Annotated in this window: 22 protein-coding genes and 1 pseudogene; 10 read left to right on the top strand and 13 right to left on the bottom strand. The window is 54.8% G+C overall.

The genetic code is table 11. The annotated features are described in order from the left end of the window. Positions 1 to 9: 9 nt before the first annotated feature. Positions 10 to 765 (top strand): CDP-diacylglycerol diphosphatase, encoded by a 756-nt coding sequence (locus FNY10_RS24145; RefSeq protein ID WP_142255825.1) that lies wholly within the window; start codon positions 10 to 12, stop codon positions 763 to 765. A gap of 109 nt (positions 766 to 874) precedes the next feature. Beyond that, complete coding sequence (locus tag FNY10_RS24140) at positions 875 to 2179, top strand: SLC13 family permease (RefSeq protein ID WP_131049311.1); 1305 nt, start codon at positions 875 to 877, stop codon at positions 2177 to 2179. Positions 2180 to 2287: 108 nt separating this feature from the next. On the opposite strand, the gene tpiA is transcribed toward FNY10_RS24140, so the two are convergent. Both tpiA and FNY10_RS24130 read right to left on the bottom strand, forming a co-directional pair. Continuing rightward, positions 2288 to 3055, bottom strand: a complete 768-nt coding sequence (gene tpiA, locus FNY10_RS24135) for a triose-phosphate isomerase (RefSeq protein ID WP_015585511.1) — start codon at positions 3053 to 3055, stop codon at positions 2288 to 2290. A gap of 110 nt (positions 3056 to 3165) precedes the next feature. Next, positions 3166 to 3765: a DUF1454 family protein gene (locus FNY10_RS24130; protein ID WP_100682879.1), complete on the bottom strand. Its 600-nt coding sequence runs from the start codon at positions 3763 to 3765 to the stop codon at positions 3166 to 3168. 112 nt (positions 3766 to 3877) lie between these two features. Here FNY10_RS24130 and FNY10_RS24125 point away from each other — a divergent pair, with 112 nt between their 5' ends. Then, positions 3878 to 4306 (top strand): DUF805 domain-containing protein, encoded by a 429-nt coding sequence (locus tag FNY10_RS24125; protein WP_100682880.1) that lies wholly within the window; start codon positions 3878 to 3880, stop codon positions 4304 to 4306. On the opposite strand, the gene fpr is transcribed toward FNY10_RS24125, so the two are convergent. The 7 genes from fpr to gmk all read right to left on the bottom strand — a co-directional run bounded on the left by fpr (position 4307) and on the right by gmk (position 12404). Beyond that, positions 4307 to 5053, bottom strand: a complete 747-nt coding sequence (gene fpr / locus FNY10_RS24120) for a ferredoxin--NADP(+) reductase (protein WP_142255826.1) — start codon at positions 5051 to 5053, stop codon at positions 4307 to 4309. Positions 5054 to 5226: 173 nt separating this feature from the next. Then, positions 5227 to 6237, bottom strand: coding sequence for a class II fructose-bisphosphatase (gene glpX / locus FNY10_RS24115; protein ID WP_100682882.1), 1011 nt, complete (start codon positions 6235 to 6237; stop codon positions 5227 to 5229). A 67-nt stretch (positions 6238 to 6304) separates the two neighbouring features. Then, a complete protein-coding gene (gene recG / locus FNY10_RS24110; protein ID WP_100682883.1) occupies positions 6305 to 8386 on the bottom strand; it encodes an ATP-dependent DNA helicase RecG in 2082 nt (693 codons plus the stop codon). Continuing rightward, a complete protein-coding gene (gene trmH, locus FNY10_RS24105) occupies positions 8387 to 9148 on the bottom strand; it encodes a tRNA (guanosine(18)-2'-O)-methyltransferase TrmH (protein WP_131049312.1) in 762 nt (253 codons plus the stop codon). It lies immediately after the preceding gene. 163 nt (positions 9149 to 9311) lie between these two features. Continuing rightward, positions 9312 to 11432, bottom strand: a complete 2121-nt coding sequence (spoT, locus tag FNY10_RS24100) for a bifunctional GTP diphosphokinase/guanosine-3',5'-bis pyrophosphate 3'-pyrophosphohydrolase (RefSeq protein ID WP_100682885.1) — start codon at positions 11430 to 11432, stop codon at positions 9312 to 9314. A gap of 18 nt (positions 11433 to 11450) precedes the next feature. Continuing rightward, positions 11451 to 11726, bottom strand: a complete 276-nt coding sequence (gene rpoZ, locus FNY10_RS24095; protein WP_006817787.1) for a DNA-directed RNA polymerase subunit omega — start codon at positions 11724 to 11726, stop codon at positions 11451 to 11453. 54 nt (positions 11727 to 11780) lie between these two features. Beyond that, entirely contained in the window at positions 11781 to 12404 is a 624-nt protein-coding gene (gene gmk, locus FNY10_RS24090) for a guanylate kinase (RefSeq protein WP_141963026.1), read from the bottom strand. A 256-nt stretch (positions 12405 to 12660) separates the two neighbouring features. Here gmk and ligB point away from each other — a divergent pair, with 256 nt between their 5' ends. Further along, entirely contained in the window at positions 12661 to 14340 is a 1680-nt protein-coding gene (ligB, locus tag FNY10_RS24085) for an NAD-dependent DNA ligase LigB (protein ID WP_141963028.1), read from the top strand. Positions 14341 to 14345: 5 nt separating this feature from the next. Here the strand turns inward: ligB and FNY10_RS24080 are convergent, their stop codons facing one another. Beyond that, entirely contained in the window at positions 14346 to 14963 is a 618-nt protein-coding gene (locus tag FNY10_RS24080; protein WP_100682887.1) for a trimeric intracellular cation channel family protein, read from the bottom strand. 230 nt (positions 14964 to 15193) lie between these two features. Between FNY10_RS24080 and FNY10_RS27100 the strand changes: the two are divergent. Further along, positions 15194 to 15339, top strand: a pseudogene (locus FNY10_RS27100) (chloride channel protein); the annotation flags it as partial. Positions 15340 to 15603: 264 nt separating this feature from the next. Next, complete coding sequence (locus FNY10_RS24075) at positions 15604 to 16767, top strand: lipase family protein (protein WP_100682888.1); 1164 nt, start codon at positions 15604 to 15606, stop codon at positions 16765 to 16767. A 735-nt stretch (positions 16768 to 17502) separates the two neighbouring features. On the opposite strand, the gene FNY10_RS24070 is transcribed toward FNY10_RS24075, so the two are convergent. Beyond that, entirely contained in the window at positions 17503 to 19317 is a 1815-nt protein-coding gene (locus FNY10_RS24070) for an SgrR family transcriptional regulator (protein ID WP_131049314.1), read from the bottom strand. Between the two features lie 253 nt (positions 19318 to 19570). Here FNY10_RS24070 and FNY10_RS24065 point away from each other — a divergent pair, with 253 nt between their 5' ends. Together FNY10_RS24065 and FNY10_RS24060 are read left to right on the top strand one after the other, a co-directional pair. Further along, entirely contained in the window at positions 19571 to 20389 is an 819-nt protein-coding gene (locus FNY10_RS24065; protein ID WP_100682890.1) for a shikimate 5-dehydrogenase, read from the top strand. A gap of 89 nt (positions 20390 to 20478) precedes the next feature. Beyond that, positions 20479 to 21861, top strand: a complete 1383-nt coding sequence (locus tag FNY10_RS24060; RefSeq protein ID WP_131049315.1) for a fructose-specific PTS transporter subunit EIIC — start codon at positions 20479 to 20481, stop codon at positions 21859 to 21861. A gap of 248 nt (positions 21862 to 22109) precedes the next feature. Here FNY10_RS24060 and FNY10_RS24055 read toward each other — a convergent pair whose 3' ends face one another. Next, entirely contained in the window at positions 22110 to 22973 is an 864-nt protein-coding gene (locus tag FNY10_RS24055) for a YicC/YloC family endoribonuclease (protein ID WP_131049316.1), read from the bottom strand. Between the two features lie 239 nt (positions 22974 to 23212). Between FNY10_RS24055 and rph the strand changes: the two genes are divergently transcribed. Both rph and pyrE read left to right on the top strand, forming a co-directional pair. Continuing rightward, complete coding sequence (gene rph, locus FNY10_RS24050) at positions 23213 to 23929, top strand: ribonuclease PH (protein ID WP_160704191.1); 717 nt, start codon at positions 23213 to 23215, stop codon at positions 23927 to 23929. A gap of 175 nt (positions 23930 to 24104) precedes the next feature. Then, complete coding sequence (gene pyrE / locus FNY10_RS24045; RefSeq protein ID WP_131049318.1) at positions 24105 to 24746, top strand: orotate phosphoribosyltransferase; 642 nt, start codon at positions 24105 to 24107, stop codon at positions 24744 to 24746. Positions 24747 to 24784: 38 nt separating this feature from the next. Here the strand turns inward: pyrE and slmA are convergent, their stop codons facing one another. Continuing rightward, the gene (gene slmA / locus FNY10_RS24040) at positions 24785 to 25381 is read right to left on the bottom strand and encodes a nucleoid occlusion factor SlmA (RefSeq protein ID WP_004868952.1); all 597 of its coding nucleotides are present in this window, start codon (positions 25379 to 25381) and stop codon (positions 24785 to 24787) included. Between the last annotated feature and the right edge of the window lie 62 nt (positions 25382 to 25443).

Below are 25443 nucleotides of genomic sequence, written 5' to 3'. Positions count from 1 at the left end.
GAAAAGATGATGAGAAGAGTACGATACCTTGTATGGCTGCTGTTAGCGCTTGTGCTGGCAGCGGTGGCTGGCGGCTGGTACTGGCTGCATTCCGGTAACCCTGACGCGCTGCGACAGATTGTTTTGCAGCAATGCGTTGCTAATCAACAGCAGCATCAAACCCCATCGCCGTGTGCCGACGTCAATCTGAAGGGCGGCTACGTGCTGTTTAAAGATCGTAACGGGCCCTTGCAGTATTTGCTGATGCCGACATACCGCATTAACGGCACCGAGAGCCCGCTGCTGCTTAACCCGTTAACGCCGAACTTCTTCTGGCAGGCGTGGCAGGGGCGCGACATCATGAGCGAGCGCCGCGGTTCGGCGGTAGCGGACAGCGCCGTGTCGCTAGCCATTAACTCCCGTAGCGGGCGCACGCAAAACCATTTTCATATTCATATCTCCTGCTTACGCGAAGATGTGCGCGCCCGTCTGGATAGCCATGTCACCGCGATCAGCAGCCGTTGGCTGCCGTTTCCCGGCGGTTTACTCGGCCATGAATATCTCGCGCGGCGAGTCACCGAGTCCGAACTGGCCCAGCGTAGCCCGTTTCTGATGCTGGCGGAGGAGGTACCAGAGGCGCGTGAACATATGGGGCGCTTTGCCCTGGCGCTGGCGAAACAGAGCGATGGCTCGCTGGTGCTGCTGGCGACCGAACGTAACCTGCTGACCCTGAATCGCGCTTCCGCTGAAGAGCTCCAGGATCATCGCTGCGCGATCCTGAATTAGCCTTTATTGCTGAGCCATGCAGGTTTCTGCATGGCTTTCTGTTTTTTGATAGGTTTACCTGCCTCGTCCCCGATCGTATTCTTGCTGAAAAAAACGACAGGAGACAGGTATGTCGCTCTGGTTTTCTCACCCTCTGTTCCTTCCCTCGCTGATTGTCGCGCTAACCATTGTGCTGTGGGCGACTTCGCTGTTGCCGGAGTTTATGACCGCGCTGCTGTTTTTCGCGGTGGCGATGATGGTCAAAATTGCGCCGCCGGACGTTATCTTTGGCGGATTTGCCTCGTCGGCGTTCTGGCTGGTGTTTAGCGGCTTCGTCCTCGGGATTGCGATTCGTAAAACCGGGCTGGCGGACCGGGCGGCGCAAGCGCTATCGGCGCGACTGACGGACTCCTGGCCGTTGATGGTGGGTAGCGTCGTGCTACTGAGCTATGCGCTGGCCTTCGTGATGCCGTCGAATATGGGGCGCATCGCGCTGCTGATGCCCATCGTGGCGGCGATGGCGAAACGGGCCGGTATCGCCGACGGCACGCGGGCCTGGTATGGGCTGGCGCTGGCGGTGGGCTTTGGGACCTTTCAGCTGTCGGCGACCATTCTGCCCGCCAACGTCCCAAACCTGGTGATGAGCGGCGCGGCCGAAGGTTCGTACGGGATTCACCTTAATTACCTGCCATATTTGCTGCTGCACACGCCGGTGCTGGGCTGGCTGAAGGGGGGGATCTTAATCGTTTTGATTTGCTGGCTGTTCCCCGGCAAGCCTCATCCGCCGCGTGAGCTGACGCCGCTCCCGCCGATGAGCCGGGACGAGAAGCGCCTGGCCTGGCTGCTGGCCGTGGTGTTGGTGCTGTGGGTGAGCGAGAGCTGGCACGGTATCGGACCCGCCTGGACGGGGCTGGCCGCCGCGGTCGTCACGCTGTTGCCGCGGGTTGGCTTTATTAGCGGGGAGGAGTTTGCCAGCGGGGTCAATATTCGCACCTGTATTTACGTCGCCGGGATCCTCGGACTGGCGATTACCGTGACCCAAACCGGAACAGGCGAGATGGTCGGCAATGCGCTGCTGCAGGTGGTGCCGCTCGACAAAGAGAGTCCGTTCACCAGCTTCCTCGCCTTAACCGGCATAACCAGCGCGCTGAACTTTATTATGACGGCCAACGGCGTACCCGCCCTGTACACCACTTTTGCGCAGAGCTTTTCCGATGCCACCGGTTTCCCGCTGCTGAGCGTGATTATGATTCAGGTATTGGGCTATTCCACGCCGCTGCTGCCGTATCAGGCGTCGCCGATTGTGGTGGCGATGGGGCTAGGAAAAGTGCCGGCGCGGGCGGGGATGCTGCTGTGTATTACGCTGGCGGCGGTGAGCTACTTGATTCTGCTGCCGCTGGACTATCTGTGGTATCAGGCGTTGGGGAAATTATAGCGGCATAAAAAAGCCCGGATGCGGCGCCTGCGCGCGTTGTCCGGGCCTTCGTTACCCCGTCGCCCCGGTTAAGCGCGATGCTACCGGGAGGCTGGGGGTTAAAGCAGATTATGCTTTTTTCGCTGCTTCAGCTGCTTTAACGATTACCGCGAAAGCGTCTGCTTTCAGGGAAGCGCCGCCAACCAGCGCGCCGTCGATGTCCGGCTGGGTGAACAGTTCTGCGGCGTTAGAAGCGTTAACGGAACCGCCGTACTGAATGATGACCTGTTCAGCGACTTTCGCGTCTGCTTTCGCAATGTGATCGCGAATGAATTTGTGCACGGCCTGAGCCTGTGCCGGAGTGGCTGATTTGCCGGTGCCGATTGCCCAGACAGGTTCGTAAGCGATAACCACGCCTTCGAATGCCGCAGCGCCCTGAGTTTTCAGAACGGCGTCGATCTGACGTGCGCACACTTCTTCCGTTTTGCCCGCTTCGTTTTCTGCTTCAGTTTCGCCGATGCACAGAACCGGAATCAGACCCTGTTCTTTCAGCACCGCGAATTTCTTAGCGATGAACTCGTCAGACTCGTTGTGGTAAGTACGACGCTCAGAGTGACCGATGATGATGTATTCAGCACCGACATCTTTCAGCATTTGAGCAGAGGTTTCACCGGTGAATGCGCCGGACAGGTTCAGGTCAACGTTCTGCGCGCCCAGGTGAATGTGGCTACCTTCTGCCGCATGCTTAGCCAGATCGATGTACATTTCTGGCGGAGCAATTGCAACGGCACAGCCAGAAACGCCAGCCAGTTCGGTACGCAGGTTAGCAACCAGTTCGTTTACCATATGGCGGCTGCCGTTCAGTTTCCAGTTACCCATCACTAAAGGATGTCGCATTTTAATTCTCCACGCTACGTTAAGCGAATTAAGGAATATAGCCACCCGTCAGGGTAGCATGGTCTGTGAAACAGTATAGAGATTCATCGTTGGAAAGGCTTTGCTTTTTGTCATTTATTATTGCTCTCCAGCGTTTCAGATAGCGCCAGCTTAATCGGTTCAACAGCGAAGGTCAGTCCTTTTTCACCGTTGTCTGCGACAACATAACGTATCGCCCCTTCCGTTTCAGCGAAGTAACGCTTTCCCTTGCCGGCGGCGAGCATTTTCTGCAGTTTTTGCTGGCTCTGAGCCCCGCTTAAGGTGGGCACGAACATGCGTAACACGGCGCTCATATACTCCTGCGCTTTGGCCTTAGCCGCCTTCTGTTCGGGCCCCTGAATCGGCAGCCAGGTCACCTGCATCGATTTTATTTTGAGGGTACCGCGCTCCAGCGCCGTGGAGGCGTAGAGGTTTTCATTAATTTTGCTCGCCGCTCGCGTCAGATTTTCCCTGTCGCGGCTGGAGGTAATGGCGCGAAACTCATTCAGCTGAAGCTTAGGATTCTCCGCATTGAATTTTTCCCGAAAGTCGCTGATTGACATATCAAAGGTTGGGGCGCCCGCCAGCAGATAAGAGGCCGTGGCGGAGGATTCGGATACTGCGGACAACGCCTTCGGGCCGACGGATAAGGCCGTTAGCCCAATCAAACATACAGTCATCCACGTCTTCATGCCGGTCTTTCCTTTTTTTGCCTGCAGACGATTAAAACGGGAACCGTCGCGCTTGTCAAAAACTGACGGCTTCAGGGTAAACTACGCGAATGATGATGATAAGGAATAAAACATGACCCTACAGCAGTGGATGTTCTCAATTAAGGGACGTATCGGGCGCCGTGATTTTTGGATCTGGATAGCCATCTGGATCCTCGCCATGAGCGCGCTCTTTACCCTGGCCGGCACCAGCTTGCTCAATGTGCAGACTGCCGCATTTATCCTGGTGTGTCTGCTGTGGCCGACGGCGGCGGTGACGATCAAACGCCTGCACGATCGCGGCAAATCGGGGCTCTGGGCGCTGCTGATGATTCTGGCGTGGATGCTGCTGGCGGGGAACTGGTCGGTGCTGCCGGGCGCCTGGCAATGGGTGGTCGGGCGGTTTGTGCCAACGCTGATTATCGTCATGATGTTCATCGACCTGGGCGCGTTTGTCGGCACCCAGGGCGAGAATAAATTTGGTAAAGATACGCAGGACGTTCGCTGGAAGGCGGAGTCCTGATTACCAGTATTGCTCGGCGGTCATGTGGCCCGGACGGCGACGCAGATGTTTGGTCATCTGCCGGGTTTCTTTCAACAACTGCTGGGTATCACGCACCATCTGCGGGTTTCCACACAGCATCACGTGGCTGTTATCGGTGTTCATCGGCAGGCCAACGGCCTCCTCGAGGGCGCCGGTTTCGATAAGAAACGGAATCCGCCCGGTCAGCGAACCAGGGGCGGTTTCGCGGCTCACGACGGTCTGGATGCGCAGTTTTCCGCCGTAGCGCTGTTCTAATTCGCGCATCAGCGGCAGGTAGCTTAAATCGGCCTCATAGCGCACGGCGTGGATCAGCACCAGGTTTTTGAAGCGCGCGAGGTCTTTACCTTCCTGCAGAATGGACAGATACGGGCCGAGCGCGGTGCCGGTCGCCAGCATCCATAAGGTTTCGCAGTCCGGCACCTCTTCGAGGACGAAAAAGCCTGCGGCTTCGCTGACCAGCTGAACGTCATCGCCCGGTTTGAGCGCCGCAAGGCGCGGGCTGAGCTTACCGTCCGGGACGGTGACCAGATAGAACTCCAGATCGGAATTGCCCGGAGCGTTAACGTAGGAATAGGCGCGCTGAACGCGCTCACCGTCAATTTCCAGCCCGAGCTTGGTAAATTGCCCGGCGGTAAACGGGTGAACAGGCGCGTGGACGTACAGACTGAACAGCGTGTCGGTCCAGAACTCTATTTTTTTCACTTTACCGTTAACCCAGTCCGCCATCATCTTCTCCCGTTGCGCAAAGCGTTGCTCTATCTTCGTTGTACGCGGCAAAGATTTCCAGCCTGACGGCGACGAAAAGCTCTATTGATCAAATATTCCCGTCATACTTCAATTGCCTGTGCGCTGACGGCATCCGTTTTCGGCCCGTCCATGGGCCTGGCGCCAGCGAACAATCACAGAATATGCAGCTGAATATCCGGGTCTTTACGGTCGAGATAATGAATGGACTGAATGCGGCGAATGGTACGGGATTTACCGCGAATCAGCAGCGTTTCGGTGGTGGCCATATTGCCTTTACGGGTAATGCCATCCAGCAGATCGCCTTTGGTGATACCGGTTGCGGAGAACACCACATTATCGCTGCGGGCCATTTCGTCCAGGCGCAGCACTTTGCCCGCCTCGATGCCCATCTCTTTGCAGCGCGCCAGCTCGTTCTCGCCGATACGACGGTTTTCTGCGCTATCGCCTTTGACATCGTGGCGAGCCAGCAGGCGACCCTGCATGTCGCCGTCCAGAGCGCGAATAACGGCGGCAGAAACCACCCCTTCCGGCGCGCCGCCGATGCCGTACAGCACATCGACCTCGCTGTCCGGCATGCAGGTCAGAATCGACGCCGCTACATCGCCATCCGGAATGGCGAAGACGCGAACGCCCGCCCGCTGGAGTTCGGCAATCACCGCATCATGACGCGGTTTGGCCAGAATGGTGACGGTCAGCTCGGCCAGCGGTTTATTCAGCGCCGCAGCGATATTACGCAGGTTCTCCGCCAGCGGCAGATTGAGGTCAATCGCCCCTTTTGCCCCTGGGCCGACAATCAGTTTTTCCATGTACATGTCCGGCGCGTTCAGGAAGCAGCCTTTATCGCCGACTGCCATCACCGCCAGCGCATTGGCCTGGCCCATGGCCGTCATGCGCGTTCCTTCGATTGGGTCAACGGCGATATCCACCGCATCACCGTTGCCGGTGCCGACCTTCTCACCGATATACAGCATCGGCGCTTCATCGATTTCACCTTCGCCAATCACGATGGTGCCATCGATATTAATCAGGTTGAGCATAATACGCATGGCGTTGACGGCGGCGCCGTCGGCAGTATTTTTATCACCGCGGCCCAGCCACTTATAGCCCGCCAGCGCGGCGGCCTCGGTGACACGGGAAAATTCGATGGCCAGTTCTCGTTTCATAATCCACTCGTTGTGAAGATAAATTGCGCGAAGCGTCCGGGTCTGACCCAGCGGGGCAGATCGGGTGCTAGGCGTTGGAATAGCGTTCGGTTTCCGGCATCCAGCGTTCAATAAGCGCCTGGGCCTGCTGAGAATAACGTTCGTGAATATGGCGAGCGATGCGCTGAACGTCCGGGATCATGGCCTGATCGCGCAGCAGATCGGCGACTTTAAACTCGGCGGTGCCGGTTTGTCGGGTGCCGAGCAGCTCGCCGGGGCCGCGGATTTCCAGGTCTTTCTGGGCAATGACGAAACCGTCGTTGCTGTCGCGCAGAACCTGCAGGCGTTTCTGCGCCGTTTTTGACAGCGGCGACTTATAGAGCAGTACGCAGTGGGATGCGACCGCGCCGCGCCCGACGCGTCCTCTGAGCTGGTGCAGCTGCGCCAGCCCCAGGCGTTCCGGGTTTTCGATAATCATCAGGCTGGCATTCGGTACGTCTACCCCAACTTCAATCACCGTGGTGGCGATCAGCAGGTGCAGTTCGCCCTGCTTAAAGGCCTGCATAACCGCCTGCTTATCTGCCGGTTTCATCCGACCATGCACCAGGCCGATATTCAGCTCCGGCAGCGCGAGCTTAAGCTCTTCCCATGTCGCTTCTGCCGCCTGCGCCTCCAGCAGCTCGGACTCTTCAATCAGGGTACAGACCCAGTAGGCCTGGCGCCCTTCCTGAGTACAGGCGTTGCGCACCCTATCAATAATATCGTGGCGGCGAGTATCGGGGATGGCCACCGTAGTGACCGGCGTCCGCCCCGGCGGCAGTTCATCGATAACCGAGGTATCAAGGTCGGCGTAAGCGGTCATTGCCAGGGTTCGGGGGATCGGGGTAGCGGTCATGATCAGCTGATGGGGATGGAAGCCCTGCTGCTGGCCTTTTTCCCATAGCGCCAGACGCTGGTGGACGCCGAAGCGGTGCTGCTCATCAATAATCACCAGCGCCAGGCCGTTGAACTGCACCTGTTCCTGAAAAATGGCGTGGGTACCGACTATCATCTGTACCTGACCGCTGGCGATGGCCTCCTGCTGCGCCTGGCGGGCTTTCCCTTTCTGTTTGCCGGCCAGCCAGCCCACTTCGATGCCCAGCGGCGCGAACCACTGACGGAAGTTATTGGCGTGTTGCTCCGCCAGCAGTTCGGTCGGCGCCATCAGCGCCACCTGCTTGCCGTGAGCAATAGCCCGCAGCGCTGCGAGGGCGGCAACCAGCGTTTTACCTGAGCCGACGTCGCCCTGCACCAGACGCATCATCGGCACATCGAGCGCCATATCGCGTTCAATTTCGGCGGTGACTCGCTGTTGTGCGCCGGTCGGCTTAAAGGGCAGGGAGGCCAGCAGCTGGTTTTTGAATGTGTCGTTCGCGCTGAGCGCCAGGGCATGATAACGCTGGGCGCCAGCGCGCAGCGCCAGCATGCTCAGGTTATGCGCCAGCAGTTCTTCCAGAATTAAGCGCTGTTGCGCCGGATGCTTGCCGCTTTCCAGATCGCTGAGCTGCAGCGATGGCGGCGGGCGGTGTAATGTGCGTAGCGCCTCCGGCAGGCTCATCATTCCCTGCGCCAGTTCGGGCGGCAACAGCTCGGCGATGGCACAGGTATCCAGTAATTCCAGCGCCTGATCGGTGAGCTTGCGCAGTGTCGCCTGCTTGATGCCTTCGGTGGTGGGATAAACCGGCGTCAGCGTTTCCTGTAGGTCGGGTGTGCTCATGTCACCCTGTACGCGGTATTCCGGGTGAATCATCTCCGCCCCGTATTTTCCCCGTTTGGCTTCTCCGTAGGCCAGCACGCGCCGGCCGGTCGCCAGGCTGTTTTTCATGGCGGCATTGAAGTTGAAAAAGCGCATGGTGAGAATACCGGAGCCGTCGCTGATCTGGCAGGTCATCATTCGGCGGCCGCCGAAGGTGATGTTGCTACTGAGAACTTCACCTTCAACGGTGGCGTAAACGCCCGGTAGCAGATCGCCTATCTGATAAAGATGGGTGCGGTCCTCATAGCGTAGCGGCAGGTGCAGAAGGAGATCCTGCACGGTATGCAGGCCGATTTTCGCCAGTTTGTTGCTTTGTGCCGCCCCAACGCCGGTGAGCGAATTGAGCGGGACCGCGTCTAACAGGCGACCGGACATTTACCCTTCATCCTTCAGACTGCGTCTTGTCTGGCCAGCGCCTGCGCGGTTGTCGCGCGAGCTGCTGTGAGCGGAACCGGAAGCCTGCATGGTTGCCCACCATGCGTCATCGGCTTCGACTTCGCCCTGCGCATTCACGTAGGGGTAAGGCAGACCTTTTTGTTTTGCCACTCTGGCCAGTACCGGGTACCCGCCTTCAAACAGCAGGCGCTGCTGCTCTTCTTGCGGCAGCATGCTGTTCTCACGCTGATACATCCCCGCATTTTGCCGCTGGCGCTGGGCTTCATACAGAATCAGAGCCGAGGCGACGGAGACATTCAGCGACTGCACCATGCCAGTCATCGGAATGATGATCTCCCGATCGGCCAGCGCCAGCGCTTCCTGAGTAATACCGGTTTTTTCCTGTCCCATCAGGATGCAGGTAGGGCGGGTATAGTCGATTTCACGGAAATCGACGGCTTTATCAGAGAGATGGGTAGCCAGGATCTGCATGCCCTGGCCCTTTAAATGGCTGACGGCATCGCCAATCGAGCGGTGGGTTCTCACCTGAACCCAGCTGTTACTGCCAGCGGCGGCAGAGACCATCGTGCGCATGTGGTTACTGGGCCAGATGGCGTGGACTTCGTGCACGCCAACGGCGTCTGCGGTACGAATCACCGCAGAGACGTTATGAGGTTTATGGACCTGCTCCATGCAGACCGTCAGGTCAGGCTGGCGCCTGGCGAGCATCTCGCAGATACGCGCATAACGCTGTGGATTCATAAACACGTCATCCTTCAAATTGCCTCGGCGTTAGCCGTACTCATTACCCCCGGTTACCTACTCCTGTACGAGCCGGGTAATTCATTCGCTGGCCGCGTGACTGCCCGGCCCTTCTGGGCCGGTACCCGTGCGGCGCAAAACGCGAATGATTTCGTGCACAGAGCTAGTTTCGGTTACGGGTGACTTTTATGACATCCGGCATAACGCGAATTTTGCGCATAATATTCGCCAGATGCACGCGATCGCGCGCCGTCAGGCGGATAAACGCGCTGTACACGCGACCATCTTTTTCTTCGGTAGTCAGATTCTGAATATTGGAAGAGGCGGTATTAATGGCCGCGGTGAGGTTCGCCAGCGCACCCTGGTGGTTAAACATATCCACCTTAATTTCGGTGATAAATTCCTGGGCGGTCTCTTTATCCCACTCGACGGCCATAAACTTCTCTGGCTCTTTCTGATAGCCACGAATGTTACGGCAGGACTCATGGTGAATGACCAGGCCCTTGCCGGGGCTGACGTGGGCGATAATCGGGTCGCCGGGAATCGGACGGCAGCACTTCGCAAAGGTAATCAGAACGCCGTCAGCGCCCTTAATCGGCAGATGACCGTGACCTGAAGAGGCGCCTTGCGTCGTGGCGGCGACGGTTTCGCCTTGTTGCAGGTTTTTGGCTACCACGACGCTCATTGCGTTGCCGAGGCCAATTTCCGCCAGCAGATCGTCAAGGCTGGCCAGCTTCATGCGTTCCAGTTCGCGCTGAATGCTCTCCTGCGGGATTTCAGCCAGTTTACGGCTGCCGCCGAGGGCATGGTTGAGCAGACGGCGGCCCAGGCTGACGGAGTCATCGCGCTTAAGGTTTTTCAACAGCTGGCGAATTTTGGCGCGCGCTTTTGAGCTGACGACAAAGTTCAGCCACGCGGCATTCGGACGTGCGCCCGGCGCGGTGATGATTTCCACCGTCTGGCCGCTGGAAAGCGACTGCGACAAGGGGTACGGCTGGCGGTCGACGCGCGCGCCGACGCAGGCATGGCCGATATCGGTATGCACCGCGTAGGCGAAGTCCACCGGCGTGGCGCCAGCGGGGAGTTCGACAATACGCCCTTCCGGGGTGAAAACGTAAATCTCATCCGGGAACAGATCGGATTTGACGCTCTCGATAAATTCAAACGAACTGCCTGCGCTTTGCTGCAACTCCAGCAGGCTCTGCATCCAGCGCTGGGCGCGGATTTGCGCGGTGGTGCTGCTTTCGCCGCCGTGCTCTTTATAGGCCCAGTGCGCCGCAACCCCCATTTCCGCCATCTGGTCCATGTCTTCGGTACGAATTTGTACTTCAACCGGGACGCCGTGCGGGCCGATCATCGAGGTGTGCAAAGATTGATAACCGTTCGCCTTGGGAATGGCGATGTAATCTTTCATCCGGCCAGGACGAGGCTTGTAAAGGCTGTGCATCTGGCCAAGCACGCGGTAGCAGGTGTCAGAATCCTGCACAATCACGCGAAAGGCGTAGATATCCATAATCGAGTGAAAACGCTGCTCTTTCAGCACCATCTTGCAGTAGATGGAGTACAGATGCTTCTCGCGACCGCTGACGCGACAGGGGATTCCCGCTTCCTGTAAACGTCCTTCGATTTCAGAGAGGATCTTTTGAATCATCTCTTTACGGTTGCCGCGCGCCGCTTTGACGACTTCTTTGATGACGCGATAGCGGTTAGGATACAGCGCTTCAAAGCCCAGCTCTTCGAGCTCGGTTTTGATGTGGTGAATACCTAAACGGTGGGCCAGCGGGCTGTAGATCTCCAGCGTTTCGCGGGCAATGCGGCGGCGTTTATCCGGGCGAAGCGAGCCCAGCGTGCGCATGTTGTGCGTGCGGTCGGCAAGTTTGATCAGGATGACGCGGATATCCTGCACCATCGCCATAATCATTTTGCGAAAGTTTTCGGCCTGCGCCTCTTTCTTATCGCGGAAGTTGAGCTTATCAAGCTTCGATACCCCCTCTACCAGCTCAGCAACGCTTTTGCCAAAGAGCTGCTCCATATCCTGGTAGGTGGCAGGGGTATCTTCAATCACGTCATGCAGTAGCGCAGCCATCAGCGTTTCATGGTCGAGTTTCATCTCGGCCAGAATGCAGGCTACCGCTACCGGGTGCGTGATATAGGGTTCGCCGCTTGAACGTGTCTGGCCCTCGTGAGCGTCACGTGCAACGAGATATGCCTGCCGAAGACGCTTAATTTGCTCTTCCGGCAGGTAATTTTGAATCAGCTGATTCAGGCTTTCAAACAGATACAAGGGCTACCCACTGCGTGATTAACGACGGCCTTCAGCAATAGCGGTAACGGCTTGTAATTCAGCGGCTTCCTGCTCTTGCTGTTCTTGACGATCGCGAACGTCGAGGATCTGGTTGTTGATCAGACCTTCTTCGATTTCGCGCAGCGCAATAACGGTAGTTTTATCGTTTTCTTCCGCTACCAGCGGATCTTTTCCGCCAACCTGCATCTGACGAGCGCGACGCGCGGCGACCAGTACCAGGTCAAAACGGTTACCAATTTTCTCTACAGCGTCCTGAACAGTTACGCGTGCCATACTTAAAATGCTCCACAGATGAAGAAATGACTGGGCATGATACTGAATGTGGGTTCAGTCTGCCAACAGTTTGGTGATTAAAGCGCCATGTCGCTGCTTTTGGCGGCTCATGCGCAGACGTTCGGCGCGAATAATGTTTTTCAGATCGCTCAGCGCGGTATCAAAATCATCATTCACAATAAGGTAATCATATTCCGCGTAATGGCTCATTTCTGCAACAGCCTGAGCCATACGTTTTGCGATCACCTCTTCGCTGTCCTGGCCGCGGCCACGCAGGCGACGGTCAAGCTCATCTTTTGACGGCGGCAGAATAAAGATACTGCGCGCGCCAGGCATTTTTTGACGGATTTGCTGAGCGCCCTGCCAGTCGATATCGAGGAAGACATCGACGCCGGTTGCCAGTACCTGCGCGATGGTTTCGCGCGAGGTGCCGTAATAGTTGCCAAAAACTTCCGCGTGCTCAAGGAATGCGTCTCTGCTAATCATCGCTCTGAAATCGTCGTGATTAACAAAGAAATAGTGTTCGCCGTGCACTTCACCCGGACGCGGCGCGCGCGTGGTATGTGAAACAGAGACCTGGGTGTCGTACAGCGGTTGGGTTTTCAATAAAGCCTGAATCAGGCTGGATTTACCCGCGCCACTTGGGGCGGAAACAATATAAAGCGTGCCTTGAGCCATGAGAGTCTTTTGTATGTGATTGTCGAAAGAGATACTACATACGAGCCTATTATACACGGCGCCGCACCGTGACGCAGTCCCTGTCACACTTTTTGCTTCTGTTTCTTTCATTTTGCCAGCCGTTTCCCTGATTTCGTCGTGTAATGCGCAGAAGACAGACAAAGTCCGGAAGCCCGATCGCAGCGTGATAAATCCGTCGTCGCCGAAAAAAACCGCCTTCCTGCAGAATGTTCGTGGGTAAACAGGAGGTGGAGTCATGCATAAATGGGTCTGGGTGATTGGCACGTGGGCGGTGGCTGGATACGGGCAGGCTGCCTGTCCTGAATGGCCGCAGGCGCAGGCCATTCAGGAGGTATATCGTCTGAACCAACAGGTGACTGCCTGGAACAATGCGTACTGGCGACAGGGAAGTAGCGGGGTCAGTGATGAGGTATACGACCAGCTTTCGGCGCGACTCATGCAGTGGCGGCGCTGTTTTTCGCTGGTATCGCCCGCAGATAGCGATGATGTGCCGCCTGCAAGCGGAGAGGTCAGGCATCCGGTCGCCCATACCGGCGTGCGTAAACTGGCCGATAAATCGGATGTTGCGCGGTGGATGCACGGTAAAAAGGATCTCTGGGTGCAGCCGAAGGTGGACGGTGTCGCCGTGACGCTGGTGTATCGTCGCGGGCGGCTGGTACAGGCCATTAGTCGGGGAGATGGGCGAGCCGGGGAGGCGTGGACCGCAAAGGTACAGCAGATTCCCGCAGTGCCTAAGGTAACGGAGGGGGAACTGGCGAACAGCGTGCTGCAGGGGGAGCTTTTCCTGCAGCGCGACGGGCATGTGCAGAAGCAGATGGGAGGAATGAATGCCCGGGCGAAAGTGGCTGGTGCTCTGCTGCGCCTCGATACCCCGGCGCAGCTCGCGGAGTTGGGGATTTTTATCTGGGCATGGCCAGATGGCCCTCAGGACATGGGCCAGCGACTGGCCCTGTTGCGCAAGAGTGGATTTATCCACAGCGCATATTTTACCCAGCCTGTTACGGATGTGCAGCAGGTGGCACAGTGGCGAGAGCGCTGGCTAACCTCGCCTCTGCCTTTTGCTACCGATGGCGTGGTCGTCCGCCGTAGTCAGGAGCCTGCCGGGCGATTGTGGTCGCCTGGGCAGGGTGAATGGGTCGTTGCATGGAAATATCCGCCGGCGTCGCGGTTAATGGAGGTGCGCGGCATCCACTTTCGGGTCGGGCGCAGCGGCAAAATTTCCGTCGTTGCTCTGCTGGATCCGCAGCGCCTCGACGACAAGCGGGTTAAGCAAGTCAGTATCGGGTCGGTTTCCCGCTGGAGGCGCCTGGATATTGGCCTCGGCGATCAGCTACAAATCAGTCTGGCCGGTCAGGGCATTCCGCGCCTCGACAGCGTAGTGTGGCGGTCGGCGCAGCGTACGAAACCGCAGCCTCCCCCGGAACGGTTTACCCCGCTGACCTGCTATTTCGTCACGCCGGGGTGTGATGCGCAGTTTCTCTCACGGCTTATCTGGCTGTCGTCAAAACCGATTCTGAATCTTGATGGCGTGGGCGAGTCAGTGTGGCGCACGCTACAAGATGCGCGGCCGCTGGATCACCTGTTCTCGTGGCTGGCATTAACGCCAGCGCAGTTGCAGGAGATTCCGGGGATAACCTCCGGGCGAGGGCAGCGGCTGTGGCACCAGTTTAATCTGGCGCGCGAGCGGCCTTTTTTGCGCTGGATCCAGGCGATTGGCGTACCGATACCCCGGGTGGCGCTTGCTGGCCTGGCGGGGGAAAACTGGCAGCAGCTACAAGAACGTACCGAGGAACAGTGGCAGCGTCTGCCGGGCATGGGGGCCGGGAGAGCGAGACGGCTGGTTGCCTTTCTCCGGCACCCGGATGTTGCCGCGCTGGCGCAGTGGCTCAGCGGGCAACATATACCCGGGTTTTGAGGGGATCAGTGGGCGTTATGGTTGTAGTGAAAGACGGGCAGCCCCAGCTTCCAGCGCAGTGCCAGCAGGCGAGCGGTAAAGCCAAACAGCAAGGTGGAGACAACCACCACATCGTGGCTACTGACGTAATGCTGCAGGGCAATATAGAGAATAGCGGCCGCAAACGAAATGCCGGCATACAGCTCCTTCTGGAAAACCAACGGGATGCGCTTACAGAACATGTCCCGCAGTACGCCGCCAAATACGCCGGTAATCACTGCGGCGATGGAGGCGATCACCGGCCCTTCTCCCATATCCAGCGCGATTTGCGCGCCGATAATGGAGAACACCACCAGACCCAGGGCATCCAGGACCAGGAACAGACGGCGCAGATGGGGCATGACCGGCGCAGCAATGGTCGTTAACACTGCCGCGACGGCAACGATAATGACGTATTCCGGATGCTTTACCCAGCCCAGAGGGTAGTGGCCCAGCAGGATATCCCGGACTGAGCCGCCGCCCAGCGCGGTGGCGGTAGCAATAATGATGACGCCAAAGGTGTCCATGCGGCGGCGCCCGGCTGCCAGAGCGCCAGTCATAGCCTCTGCCGTAATACCGATAAGATAAAGAATATGAAGCAGCATAGAAGATCTCCCGGATGATGGCGCGGAGATTAGCGATTTGTGCGACAGATCACGATTGAAATTTTCTAAGGTGAGTCATTTTGACCAAGATAAAGTAATGAATTTAATCTCTTCATATCAGATATAAAAGGTTTTTTTCTAAATTTTTCATCTTCATTCATTAGAAAAAATAATGATTTCTATTCCCTGGCGAGTTTTATTCAATGCGCTATTAATACTCAATATTTAACCTCCGGGCTTTATCATTTTATTGTCCCCAGCTTCCCGGCAACGGTAAAGGTCCGATGCAGTTGGCTACCAGCGATGGTCTGGGCTGGCATACGGTGGTAATGCTGCTGGTGTTAAAATTGTTGTTATCCTGGTTGTGTTGCGGGGGCATTTATCGCCTGTAGGGCACTGGATAGAAAGTATTTTTTCTGCGCGATATGTGCAAATGACAATGGACGGAGAATCCGTCCTTTTAAACGGTAGTGCTCAGGGAGTTTTGAGCGACAGGATTACAACGTTATTGGTCGTTACTGGCGATCCGCCATGATCAACAGGTTGAAATCAGGATCGCCAGTTTCATTAAGCTAATATTAAGCTTTCGGCATTTACACTAAAGCGCTCAAGCACTAGTGATTAACAGGAACAGGACGTTATGAATCATTCACTCTCGAAATATCTGGCTTCCGCTACATCTGCATTAATGTTTTTTGCCATGAGTTCTTTACCTGCGATGGCGGAACAGAAAACGACTGCTAAATCCGATATTGTCTCTGTTCTGGCGGCAGATCATGGGTTAAGCGAAGCGGCTCAGCAGTATTTGCTGCATTATAAATCAGTCAGTGGAGTGGATGGGAAGACGATTCGCACTGATACCGCTGCGGTGTTTATTCCATTCGGTTCAACTCCGGAAGGGGGATGGCCTGTTGTCGTGTGGGCCCACGGAACCGTTGGTGTGGCTAATGCCTGCGCCCCTTCATTAAATGTGCGCAGCGTTCGGGATAAACAGTATCTTAATACCTGGCTGTCACTGGGTTTTGCTATTGTGGCGCCCGATTATCCAGGACTGGGCTCCAGCGGATTACACCATTATCTTAATGCCAGAGGAGAAGCCTGGAGCATTCTCGATGGCGTTCGCGAGTCTCTCAAAGAATTTCCATTGAAGAACGAAATTATTCTTGTGGGGCAATCTCAGGGGGCACATGCGGCGTTTTCAGCGGCAGGGTATCAGCCACAGTACGCGCCTGACCTTAATATCCGCGCAACGATACTCACAGGTACACCCTATTTTTCCAAAGGCACGAAGGCGAGCGATATTCTGCATTCCGTTGATGGTAAAGCGGTGCAGGGGGGCGATCCAAAAATTCCTTATCTGTTCTATATCTTTTTGTCGGCAGCGGATCTGCATCCGGAGTTAAAATCCTCTGATTATTTCCAGGATAAGGCGCTACCGGTACTCGAACAGGCTAATCATTTGTGCATCACGGCACTAACAGAGCAGGTGATGGAGCAAGGACTCAATGCCGGGAATTCGCTGAAACCAGCCGTTGAGTCACTGCTTGAAACCAGTATTGACGCTATGATTTACCCGACGCTCAGGATTGACCATCCGGTCTTTATTGGGATGGGTAGTGTTGATGTGAATGTCCCTACCATGATGCAGGAACGTTTTGCCAGAGCGGTAAAACAGGCAGGGACACAGGCGGAGGTTCATGTTTATCAAGGGTTGGATCATAGCGGAACCGTTAACCCATCATTGCGTAATTCGCTGCCTTTTGTCCTGAATGTACTAAAGGAAAAGCACCATCATATAAATTAGATGTTGGTGAGAAGAATATGACGGGCAGTGGCTGATATCAAAATAGCTATTCTTATCTGCCAGCCTCGCCGATAAATAAACCGCAGCCCTCTTTTGTGAGAGCTGCCATGCTCAGGATACTCTTCCCTCGTGTGGCAAGGCATGGGGAGCCCGGATCAGCAGAAAAAGTTCGCTATGACACGGGCTTCCTGATTTTTCGACGGTAGCTGGATCAGATGTTGAGTTGTATTTTATTGTATTTGATTTAAGTGAATTTTTTATAATTACCTTTTTTGGACAGTTTATCAGAGGAAGAAATCATTACTTTCCTGAGTGAGCGATATCCGTCGCCGCTGGCTATCGGAAGACGTAAAACAGAAATTAGTGGAAAAAATTGGCGTCATAAACAGGTTGAACGACTATCTGATTTTCGTTGGCCGATACAAACGATAGAAATAATTGACGGCAAAGAACGGGGCGCATGGCAATATCGGTAAAAAGAGATAAAATTTGCCTGGAATAAATATTCTGCATGCGCCTGCAGAGAGCGAGAGAATCAGGATGACTTTGTGAAAAATGCCGGCGTAATGATCTGTCAGGGTTAAACAGGGATTTTATTCATCACAACCCATTTCAGATGGGATTAACAGATGAGGAGTAATCCCATGAAGTATTACTGAATTCTGCACTACGCTGAACGTGGGACTGATACGTCAGGAGGGCATCGTTACCGTTGGGTAAAAATTTTTTCCATTTTTATTCTGGCTCCATCCAGGTAGTACTGAAATCAAACCAGCCCAGATTATTCAGATGAATGCCCACAGCCTGGTCTGGTCCTTTCAGTCGCATCCAGTGATGGAATAAAGGTTGCAGCCATCCTTTACTGACTACATTCTGCATCAATTGTTCAGAATCGAGCACCCCGGCACGCCAGTGCTGTAACCAGTCATTGAACAACGGAGTATCCCCACCTGATATTGAATGTTTTAATAATGGCATCCCCAGCAGCCACACACCCACATTCCAGGTTTCCGGTACAGCAAAATTTACCGTACCCAGCCAGAGATCGGCCTCTGCTTCTCCTCTGGCCCAGCGATCATAGTCCAGTTGTATGATATCTAAGTGGATCCCCTCAACAGCCAGCATTTTTTTCATTTCAGCAGCCAGCATCGGATATTCCGGATGCTGTTGATGATATGCGAGACGTAACCTCAATGCGGGACTATCCGTCCCGGTGGCAAAAGGCATCAGAGTCGGGCCATTGTCCATACAGTGGAACCAGGTCGGTAGCAAGCTCCCGGTAGGCACCCAAAAGGGACGGATCTTTTCATCCAGTCGTTGGGCCAGCGAATAGGGATTTAGTTTTTCTCTGATCCAGCGCCTGCGCTCCAGAGCGCCCCAATGGGGTGAGCGACTGTCACACAGTAAAAAATACCCGCCCCGCTCAAGAAACATTTCCTGGAATAAATCAGAAGGTTTCCCTGTTAAACCCACCGCGAGACCAGAGGCGAAGTCGATGTCACTGATACTGGAGCTTAACCAGGCGGACGAGCTCACATCCAGGATTGGTCCACCACCTGTGTCATTTCCCACGGACGGCCGGGAGACAGCATCGCTCGTCAGATGTTCCCGGTTAGCGGGCTGCCCCAGGTCAGGCCATACAATCACCTCGATCTCATCAAGTAACCCCCGGAAACCAAAATAATGATCAAAAGCCCGCATAAGTAAATGCCATTCATCATTCTCACAAACCATATAGGGGCCGGTGCCGACAGGTTGGGCAGCAAAATTATCCCGTATAGCGTGGTCGGCAGGTAAAATCATGGCTGCCGGATCGGCTAATAGTTGCGGCAATAAATGATCCGGTTGGGTCAGTTCAATAGTGACGCTTAATACACCATGCTCATCAATTTTTTTTAGATGTGAAAACAGCGGCAATTGAGCACAGCGGGTTAATGAGACCACCACATCCTGGCTGGTGAGCTCACGTCCATCGTGAAATCGCACGCCAGGCCTCAAGAAAAAGCGCCAGTGCAAAGGATCAAGCATGCGCCAGTAATGGGCCAGATCTTTTTCAACTACCCCACTTTCGTCATTAATACGGGTGAGTCCATTAAATATTTGTCTGACCAGATGGAGTTCCGAACGACGAAGTGGCGTACCCGGATAGAGATTGGGCATAGTGCGATAATAGGGAATACGTAACGACTGGTAATCATCACGGATGTTATATCCTAATCTGGCCCGCAGCAACGGTGCGATGAGGTGCTTTTCAGCCCCAAGTAGCTCAAGAGCAGCACCAAAGTTACCGGATTTCAACAGATGTTCAGCTTTTTCCATCCGCAATTGCTGTTCGCTGCACAACAGCCGTAGCCGGGCTTGATGGCCACGTCCCGGACTGGCATGCCACTCCAGCCAATGACGGGCTTGCATATCGACCAGCAGTGAACGCATGTGGCGCTTGCTGCAACAGAGCTTATCCGCCAGGCCCTGTAGCGTGATGTTCTCTTCTCTGTGGGGAAACAGAGTCAGCAGGCGTAAATACTGATGTTCAAGCCGTTGACCATACATAAAAGAGGAACCTTAAAGGGAAAAAGACAGCAATTTTTAATCTCATCGTTTTAGTCCATTATTTTTTCGACAGCAAGGAATACTGATCGAGATGCCACAAATAATGGATGTACCCTGCTGCCAGGACACATATCGGAGCCGGATGCATCAGATGGTTACTGAACCGATGGACATGGTTTAGTTTCGCAATCACCGATACTTTTCACCGCTGTGCCGGTAAAAGTGGCGAACTACTTTAGCTCAGGAATATGAAATGACCCTACATCTGAATAAAGACACTACTGTCTGCATGTCTCTCGCCGCAAGACCCAGTAATTTCGGGACGCGTTTTCATAATTATCTGTATGACGCCCTGGGACTTGATTATCTCTACAAAGCGTTTACCACCACCGATTTGGCGAGTGCTATCGCCGGCGTTCGGGCTCTGGGTATTCGCGGTTGCGCCATCTCCATGCCGTTTAAACAGGACTGTATCGCCCTTGTGGATGAATTAGACGCGTCTGCTAAAGCCATTAATTCAGTGAATACCATTGTGAATACTCACGGTTATCTGAAAGCCTATAACACGGATTATATTGCTATCACCACGTTGCTAAGGCAATTTCGGGTGCCAACCAGTCTGGTCTTCGCGCTGCGCGGTAGTGGTGGAATGGCCAAAGCAGTGGCTTGTGCTCTGCGAGATACTGGATTCAAAAAAGGATATATCGTCGCGATTGACGAAGAGAGTGGCCGCAGTCTGGCTGAATTATGTGGTTATGAATGGCGTCCGGATATGGAAGGGTTACAGCCAGGGTTATTGATTAACGCAACGCCGATTGGCATGACCGGCAGCGAAGACGCCGACAAAATGTCTTATACCCCAGACGAAGTCGATGCAGCCGACATTATATTCGATGTGGTCGCAATGCCGGAACAAACACCGCTGATACAATACGCCAGAGCAAAAAATAAAGTCGTTATAACCGGTTCCGAAGTATTTGCTATTCAGGCGGTAGAACAATTTGCCTTGTACACGGGGATTCGGCCCGACAAGGAGTTATTCCGTCAGGCCGCCGCATATTCCCGACAATAAATAATGAAATAACACTATTTCCCTGTGACGATAAAGCAATAAAAAAAGCCTTAATCCTTAATAGAATCATCGAAAAGAAGGCGTACCCTATGAACAAACGTATTATTGCCATCACTGCTTGTCCCACTGGCGTGGCGCATACCTTTATGGCCGCAGAAGCCCTGACTGTTGCGGCCACGAAGCAAGGATATTGGGTCAAAGTAGAAACACATGGATCGGTGGGAGCAAAAAATGAATTAACCACTGCTGAGATTGCATCTGCCGATGTGGTCATTATCGCCGCCGATATCGACGTCGATTTGTCCCGTTTCACGGATAAACGACTTTATTGCACCAGTACTGGCGCAGCACTGAAAAAACCTGCCCAGGAAATTGCTCAGGCCCTTGCCTCGGCAACGCTCTATGGTGGTAGGGATGCGAAAAAACCAGCACCGTCGCTAAAAGCGGAACTGCCGGGAGTATACAAACATTTGATGACTGGTGTATCTCATATGTTGCCGCTGGTGGTGGCTGGCGGCCTGTGTATTGCGCTCTCGTTTGTTTTTGGCATTCAGGCTTTCAAAGAGCCAGGCACGCTGGCAGCGGCTCTAATGCAAATCGGCGGGAAGGCGGCTTTCGCACTGATGGTGCCGGTACTGGCCGGTTTTATTGCATTTTCTATCGCTGATCGCCCCGGACTGGCACCTGGACTGATTGGAGGTATGCTTGCCAGCAATAGCGGTGCGGGTTTTCTAGGCGGTATAGTGGCTGGTTTTCTGGCGGGTTATGTTGCTAAGTATCTGGCAGAGAAAATTCGCCTGCCGCAGGCAATGGATGCGTTAAAGCCTGTACTGGTGATTCCATTGTTGGCGACACTGATTACCGGACTGGTGATGATTTATGTGGTGGGAGGCCCGGTTTCCGCCGCTATGTTGGGATTGACCACGTTCCTGGCCGGTATGACGACCGCCAATGCCGTGCTACTCGGAATTTTGCTGGGGGCGATGCAATGCTTCGATCTTGGTGGGCCGGTCAATAAAGCTGCATACACTTTCGGCGTTGGGTTGCTGGCGTCCCAGTCTTATCAACCTATGGCGGCGATCATGGCTGCCGGTATGGTGCCAGCATTGGGAATGGGCGTCACTACCTGGCTGGCAAAAGCTAAATTCTCCCAACAGGAGCGTGAGGCTGGCAAAGCATCTTTTGTGCTGGGCCTGTGCTTTATCTCCGAGGGGGCCATTCCCTTTGCTGCCCGAGACCCAATGCGCGTGATCCCGTCGACGATGGCTGGCGGTGCACTGGCCGGTGGTTTGTCGATGTTTTTCGGCTGCACGCTGATGGCTCCTCACGGCGGGCTGTTTGTGCTGGCGATCCCTCATGCTGTGGGGCATGTTGCAATGTATCTGGTTTCTATCATCGCCGGTACAGTGCTGACTGGTATTATGTATGCTGTACTTAAACCGACAGCGCAGCTACAAATAGCGGAATCCTGAGGGCTGAACGGGGACCTCACTCTTTCAGAGAGCCCAGGAAGGAATCCTTGAGTGGCATACCCGTTATAAAAGAATCAGATGCAGTTCACTTTCAACCTGGATCGATACTCTCTCGCCGTTTTGTCGTCACGGATGGCAGCGCGGGGATGCAATCATGTGAAATTCTCTGGCATAAAAAAAGCCCGTTATTACGCGGGCTTGGTGCTGCCGGTGAGATATTGCGAGACTTGATGAGTTCGACCAGCAATTTACTCGATATTCTGGATCTGCTCGCGCATTTGCTCGATCAGGACTTTCAGTTCGATGGCGGAATTGGTCACTTCGGCATTAATGGATTTCGATGCCAGTGTGTTCGACTCGCGGTTAAATTCCTGCATCATAAAGTCAAGACGGCGGCCAACGGCTTCTTTCTTCTTCAGGATGTTCCAGGTCTCTTTTACGTGCGCTTCCAGGCGATCCAGCTCTTCGGCGACGTCGATACGCTGCGCCATCAGCACCAGCTCTTGTTCGAGACGGTTGTTTTCCAGCTGTACTTCCGCATCTTCCAGTCGGGAAACCAGGCGCTCGCGCTGCCACTGTAAGATTTCCGGCATATGAGCGCGCACTTTGGCGACTTCGGCGGTGACGCCTTCCAGACGCTGCTCAATAAGCGCTTTCAGCGCCTGACCTTCGGTCTCGCGGGCAACGATAAAATCATCCAGCGCACCGTTCAGGGCCGACAGAATATCGGCGGCAATCGCATCGAGATCCTGTTCCTGAGCGGCCATCACGCCAGGCCAGCGCAGAATATCAACCGGGTTGATTTCGCCTTCGTCGCTCTGCATCTTGACCCAGTTGGCGGCATTGACCAGCTGTTTTGCAAGGCTTTCGTTCAGAATCAGCTCGCCCTGGGCGCTGGGATCCTGCTCAAAACGTAAGGTACATTCAACTTTGCCACGGGTCAGACGTGAACGAATACGCTCACGCACGACAGGCTCCAGGCTACGGAACTGCTCCGGCAGACGGAAATAAGTTTCCAGATATCGTTGGTTTACCGAGCGCAGTTCCCATGCGGCGCTGCCCCATTCACCCTTGATTTCACGCCGGGCATAGGCGGTCATACTGCGGATCATAGACGTTCCTGTTTTTAAAGGAGAGTGAGGTGGATTATAGCTTTCAGGGCCTTATCAGGATAGGAATAAGCGAGCATTATCCGTATAGACACGTTATCCTTCTGGCAGCCCCTCTGTTGGCGGCCTCGCTCCGCCCTGGGCGCCAGTCATCGATGCTGTCAGGGGCGCGTCACCTCATGCATCCCGCATGATTTTGTGTATAATGCGCGCCACATTCGTTTCAAGCCGGAGAGATCATTATGCGTCCAGCAGGTCGTAGCGCTAATCAGGTGCGTCCCGTCACCCTGACCCGTAACTATACAATACACGCAGAAGGCTCCGTGCTGGTCGAATTTGGTGACACCAAAGTGTTGTGCACCGCATCGATCGATGAAGGCGTACCGCGCTTCCTGAAAGGCCAGGGCCAGGGGTGGATCACGGCAGAATACGGCATGCTGCCACGTGCAACCCATACCCGTAACGCGCGTGAAGCCGCGAAAGGGAAACAGGGCGGCCGCACCATGGAAATCCAGCGTCTGATTGCCCGTGCGCTGCGTGCAGCGGTCGATCTGAAAGCGCTTGGTGAATTTACCATTACCCTCGATTGCGATGTTTTGCAGGCAGACGGTGGCACCCGTACCGCATCCATTACCGGCGCCTGCGTGGCGCTGGCCGATGCGCTGAATAAGCTGGTGGCGACCGGCAAGCTGAAAAGCAATCCAATGAAAGGGATGGTCGCCGCAGTTTCCGTTGGTATCGTCAATGGCGAAGCGCTTTGCGATCTGGAATATGTCGAGGATTCAGCGGCGGAAACTGATATGAACGTGGTGATGACCGAAGATGGCCGCATCATTGAGGTACAGGGCACCGCGGAAGGCGAGCCGTTTACCCACGAAGAGCTACTCACCTTGCTGGCCCTGGCCCGCAGGGGTATCGAATCCATTGTCGCGACGCAGAAAGCGGCATTAGAAAATTAATTTTAAGGGCGGCTGATGAGTCGCCCTTTTTTTTACGTTTTATCCTTCATGCGGTCTTTCTCGGCTGCCATACGCGACCAGCTCACAGCGTTATCGACGTTTCTGTGCCGCCTGATGACGCGTGAAGAATTTGGCGTAAACCTAAATAATGAAAAGTAAGATGAGGAGCGAATCCATGAAACCGTATCAGCGCCAGTTTATTGAGTTTGCACTTAACAAGCAGGTACTTAAGTTTGGCGAATTTACGCTGAAATCCGGGCGTAAGAGCCCCTATTTCTTCAACGCCGGCCTGTTTAATACCGGGCGCGATCTGGCACTGTTAGGCCGTTTCTACGCCGAAGCGCTGGTCGATTCCGGAATTGATTTCGATCTGCTGTTTGGGCCGGCTTATAAAGGGATCCCTATCGCGACGACTACCGCGGTTGCGCTGGCGGAGCACCATGATCTGGATTTGCCTTACTGCTTTAACCGCAAAGAAGCCAAAACCCACGGCGAGGGGGGCAACCTGGTCGGCAGCGCTCTGCAGGGGCGCGTCATGCTGGTTGACGATGTGATTACCGCAGGCACCGCGATTCGCGAGTCGATGGAAATTATTCAGGCGCACGGCGCGGAACTGGCTGGCGTACTGATCTCTCTGGACCGCCAGGAACGTGGCCGCGGCGAAATCTCCGCGATTCAGGAAGTCGAGCGCGACTACGGCTGCAAAGTGATTTCTATCGTGACGCTGAAAGACCTGATTACCTATCTGGAAGAGAAGCCGGAGATGGCTGAGCATCTGGCGACGGTACGCGCTTACCGCGAAGAGTTTGGCGTATAAGTCAAAAACCCGGAGGCGACAGGCCCCCGGGCTTTCAGTTATTGCAACTGTGCGGCGACCAGCGGCCAGCGGGCGTCAAAATCATCCGTCGGACGATATTTAAACTCGCTGCGCACAAAACGCGACAGCATGCCTTCGCAGAATGCCAGCAGCTGGCTGGCCAGCAGCGCCTCATCGATGGTGTAGCCTTCACCTTCCCGCATTTTCTTCTCACGCATGACCTGACGCAACTGAACCTCAATACGCTCAAACAGCTGGTTAATCCGCCCCTGAAGGCGATCCTGTTCAAACATCAGCGCATGGCCGGTCAGAATTCGCGTCAGCCCAGGATTACGCTCACCAAACCCAAGAATCAGCAGCACAATCAGACGCAGACGCGCCGATGTGTCTTTTTCATCTTTTAAAATCAAATTGATGCGCGTAATCAGACTGTCTTCGATAAACTCAATCAGGCTATCGAACATGCGGGTTTTACTGGGAAAATGACGGTATAACGCCGCTTCGGACACGCCGACAGACGCCGCCAGTTTCGCTGTGGTAATGCGCTGACTTCCATCGCTGGATTCAAGCATCAGGGCCAGAGACTGAAGTATTTCTTCGCGACGATTCCTTTTCGCAGTTTGTTTTTCTGCCATGTTTTAAAATACCCCTGAAAATAAGCACTTGTCAGGCAGACATCCACAAAGCGACCGCAAAC

Source organism: Klebsiella sp. Lac1 (genome assembly GCF_009825425.1).
GTDB classification, from domain to species: Bacteria; Pseudomonadota; Gammaproteobacteria; order Enterobacterales; family Enterobacteriaceae; genus Klebsiella; species Klebsiella electrica.
The sequence above is the reverse complement of the archived record's forward strand: the minus strand, read 5'-3'. Positions and strand labels throughout refer to the sequence as shown.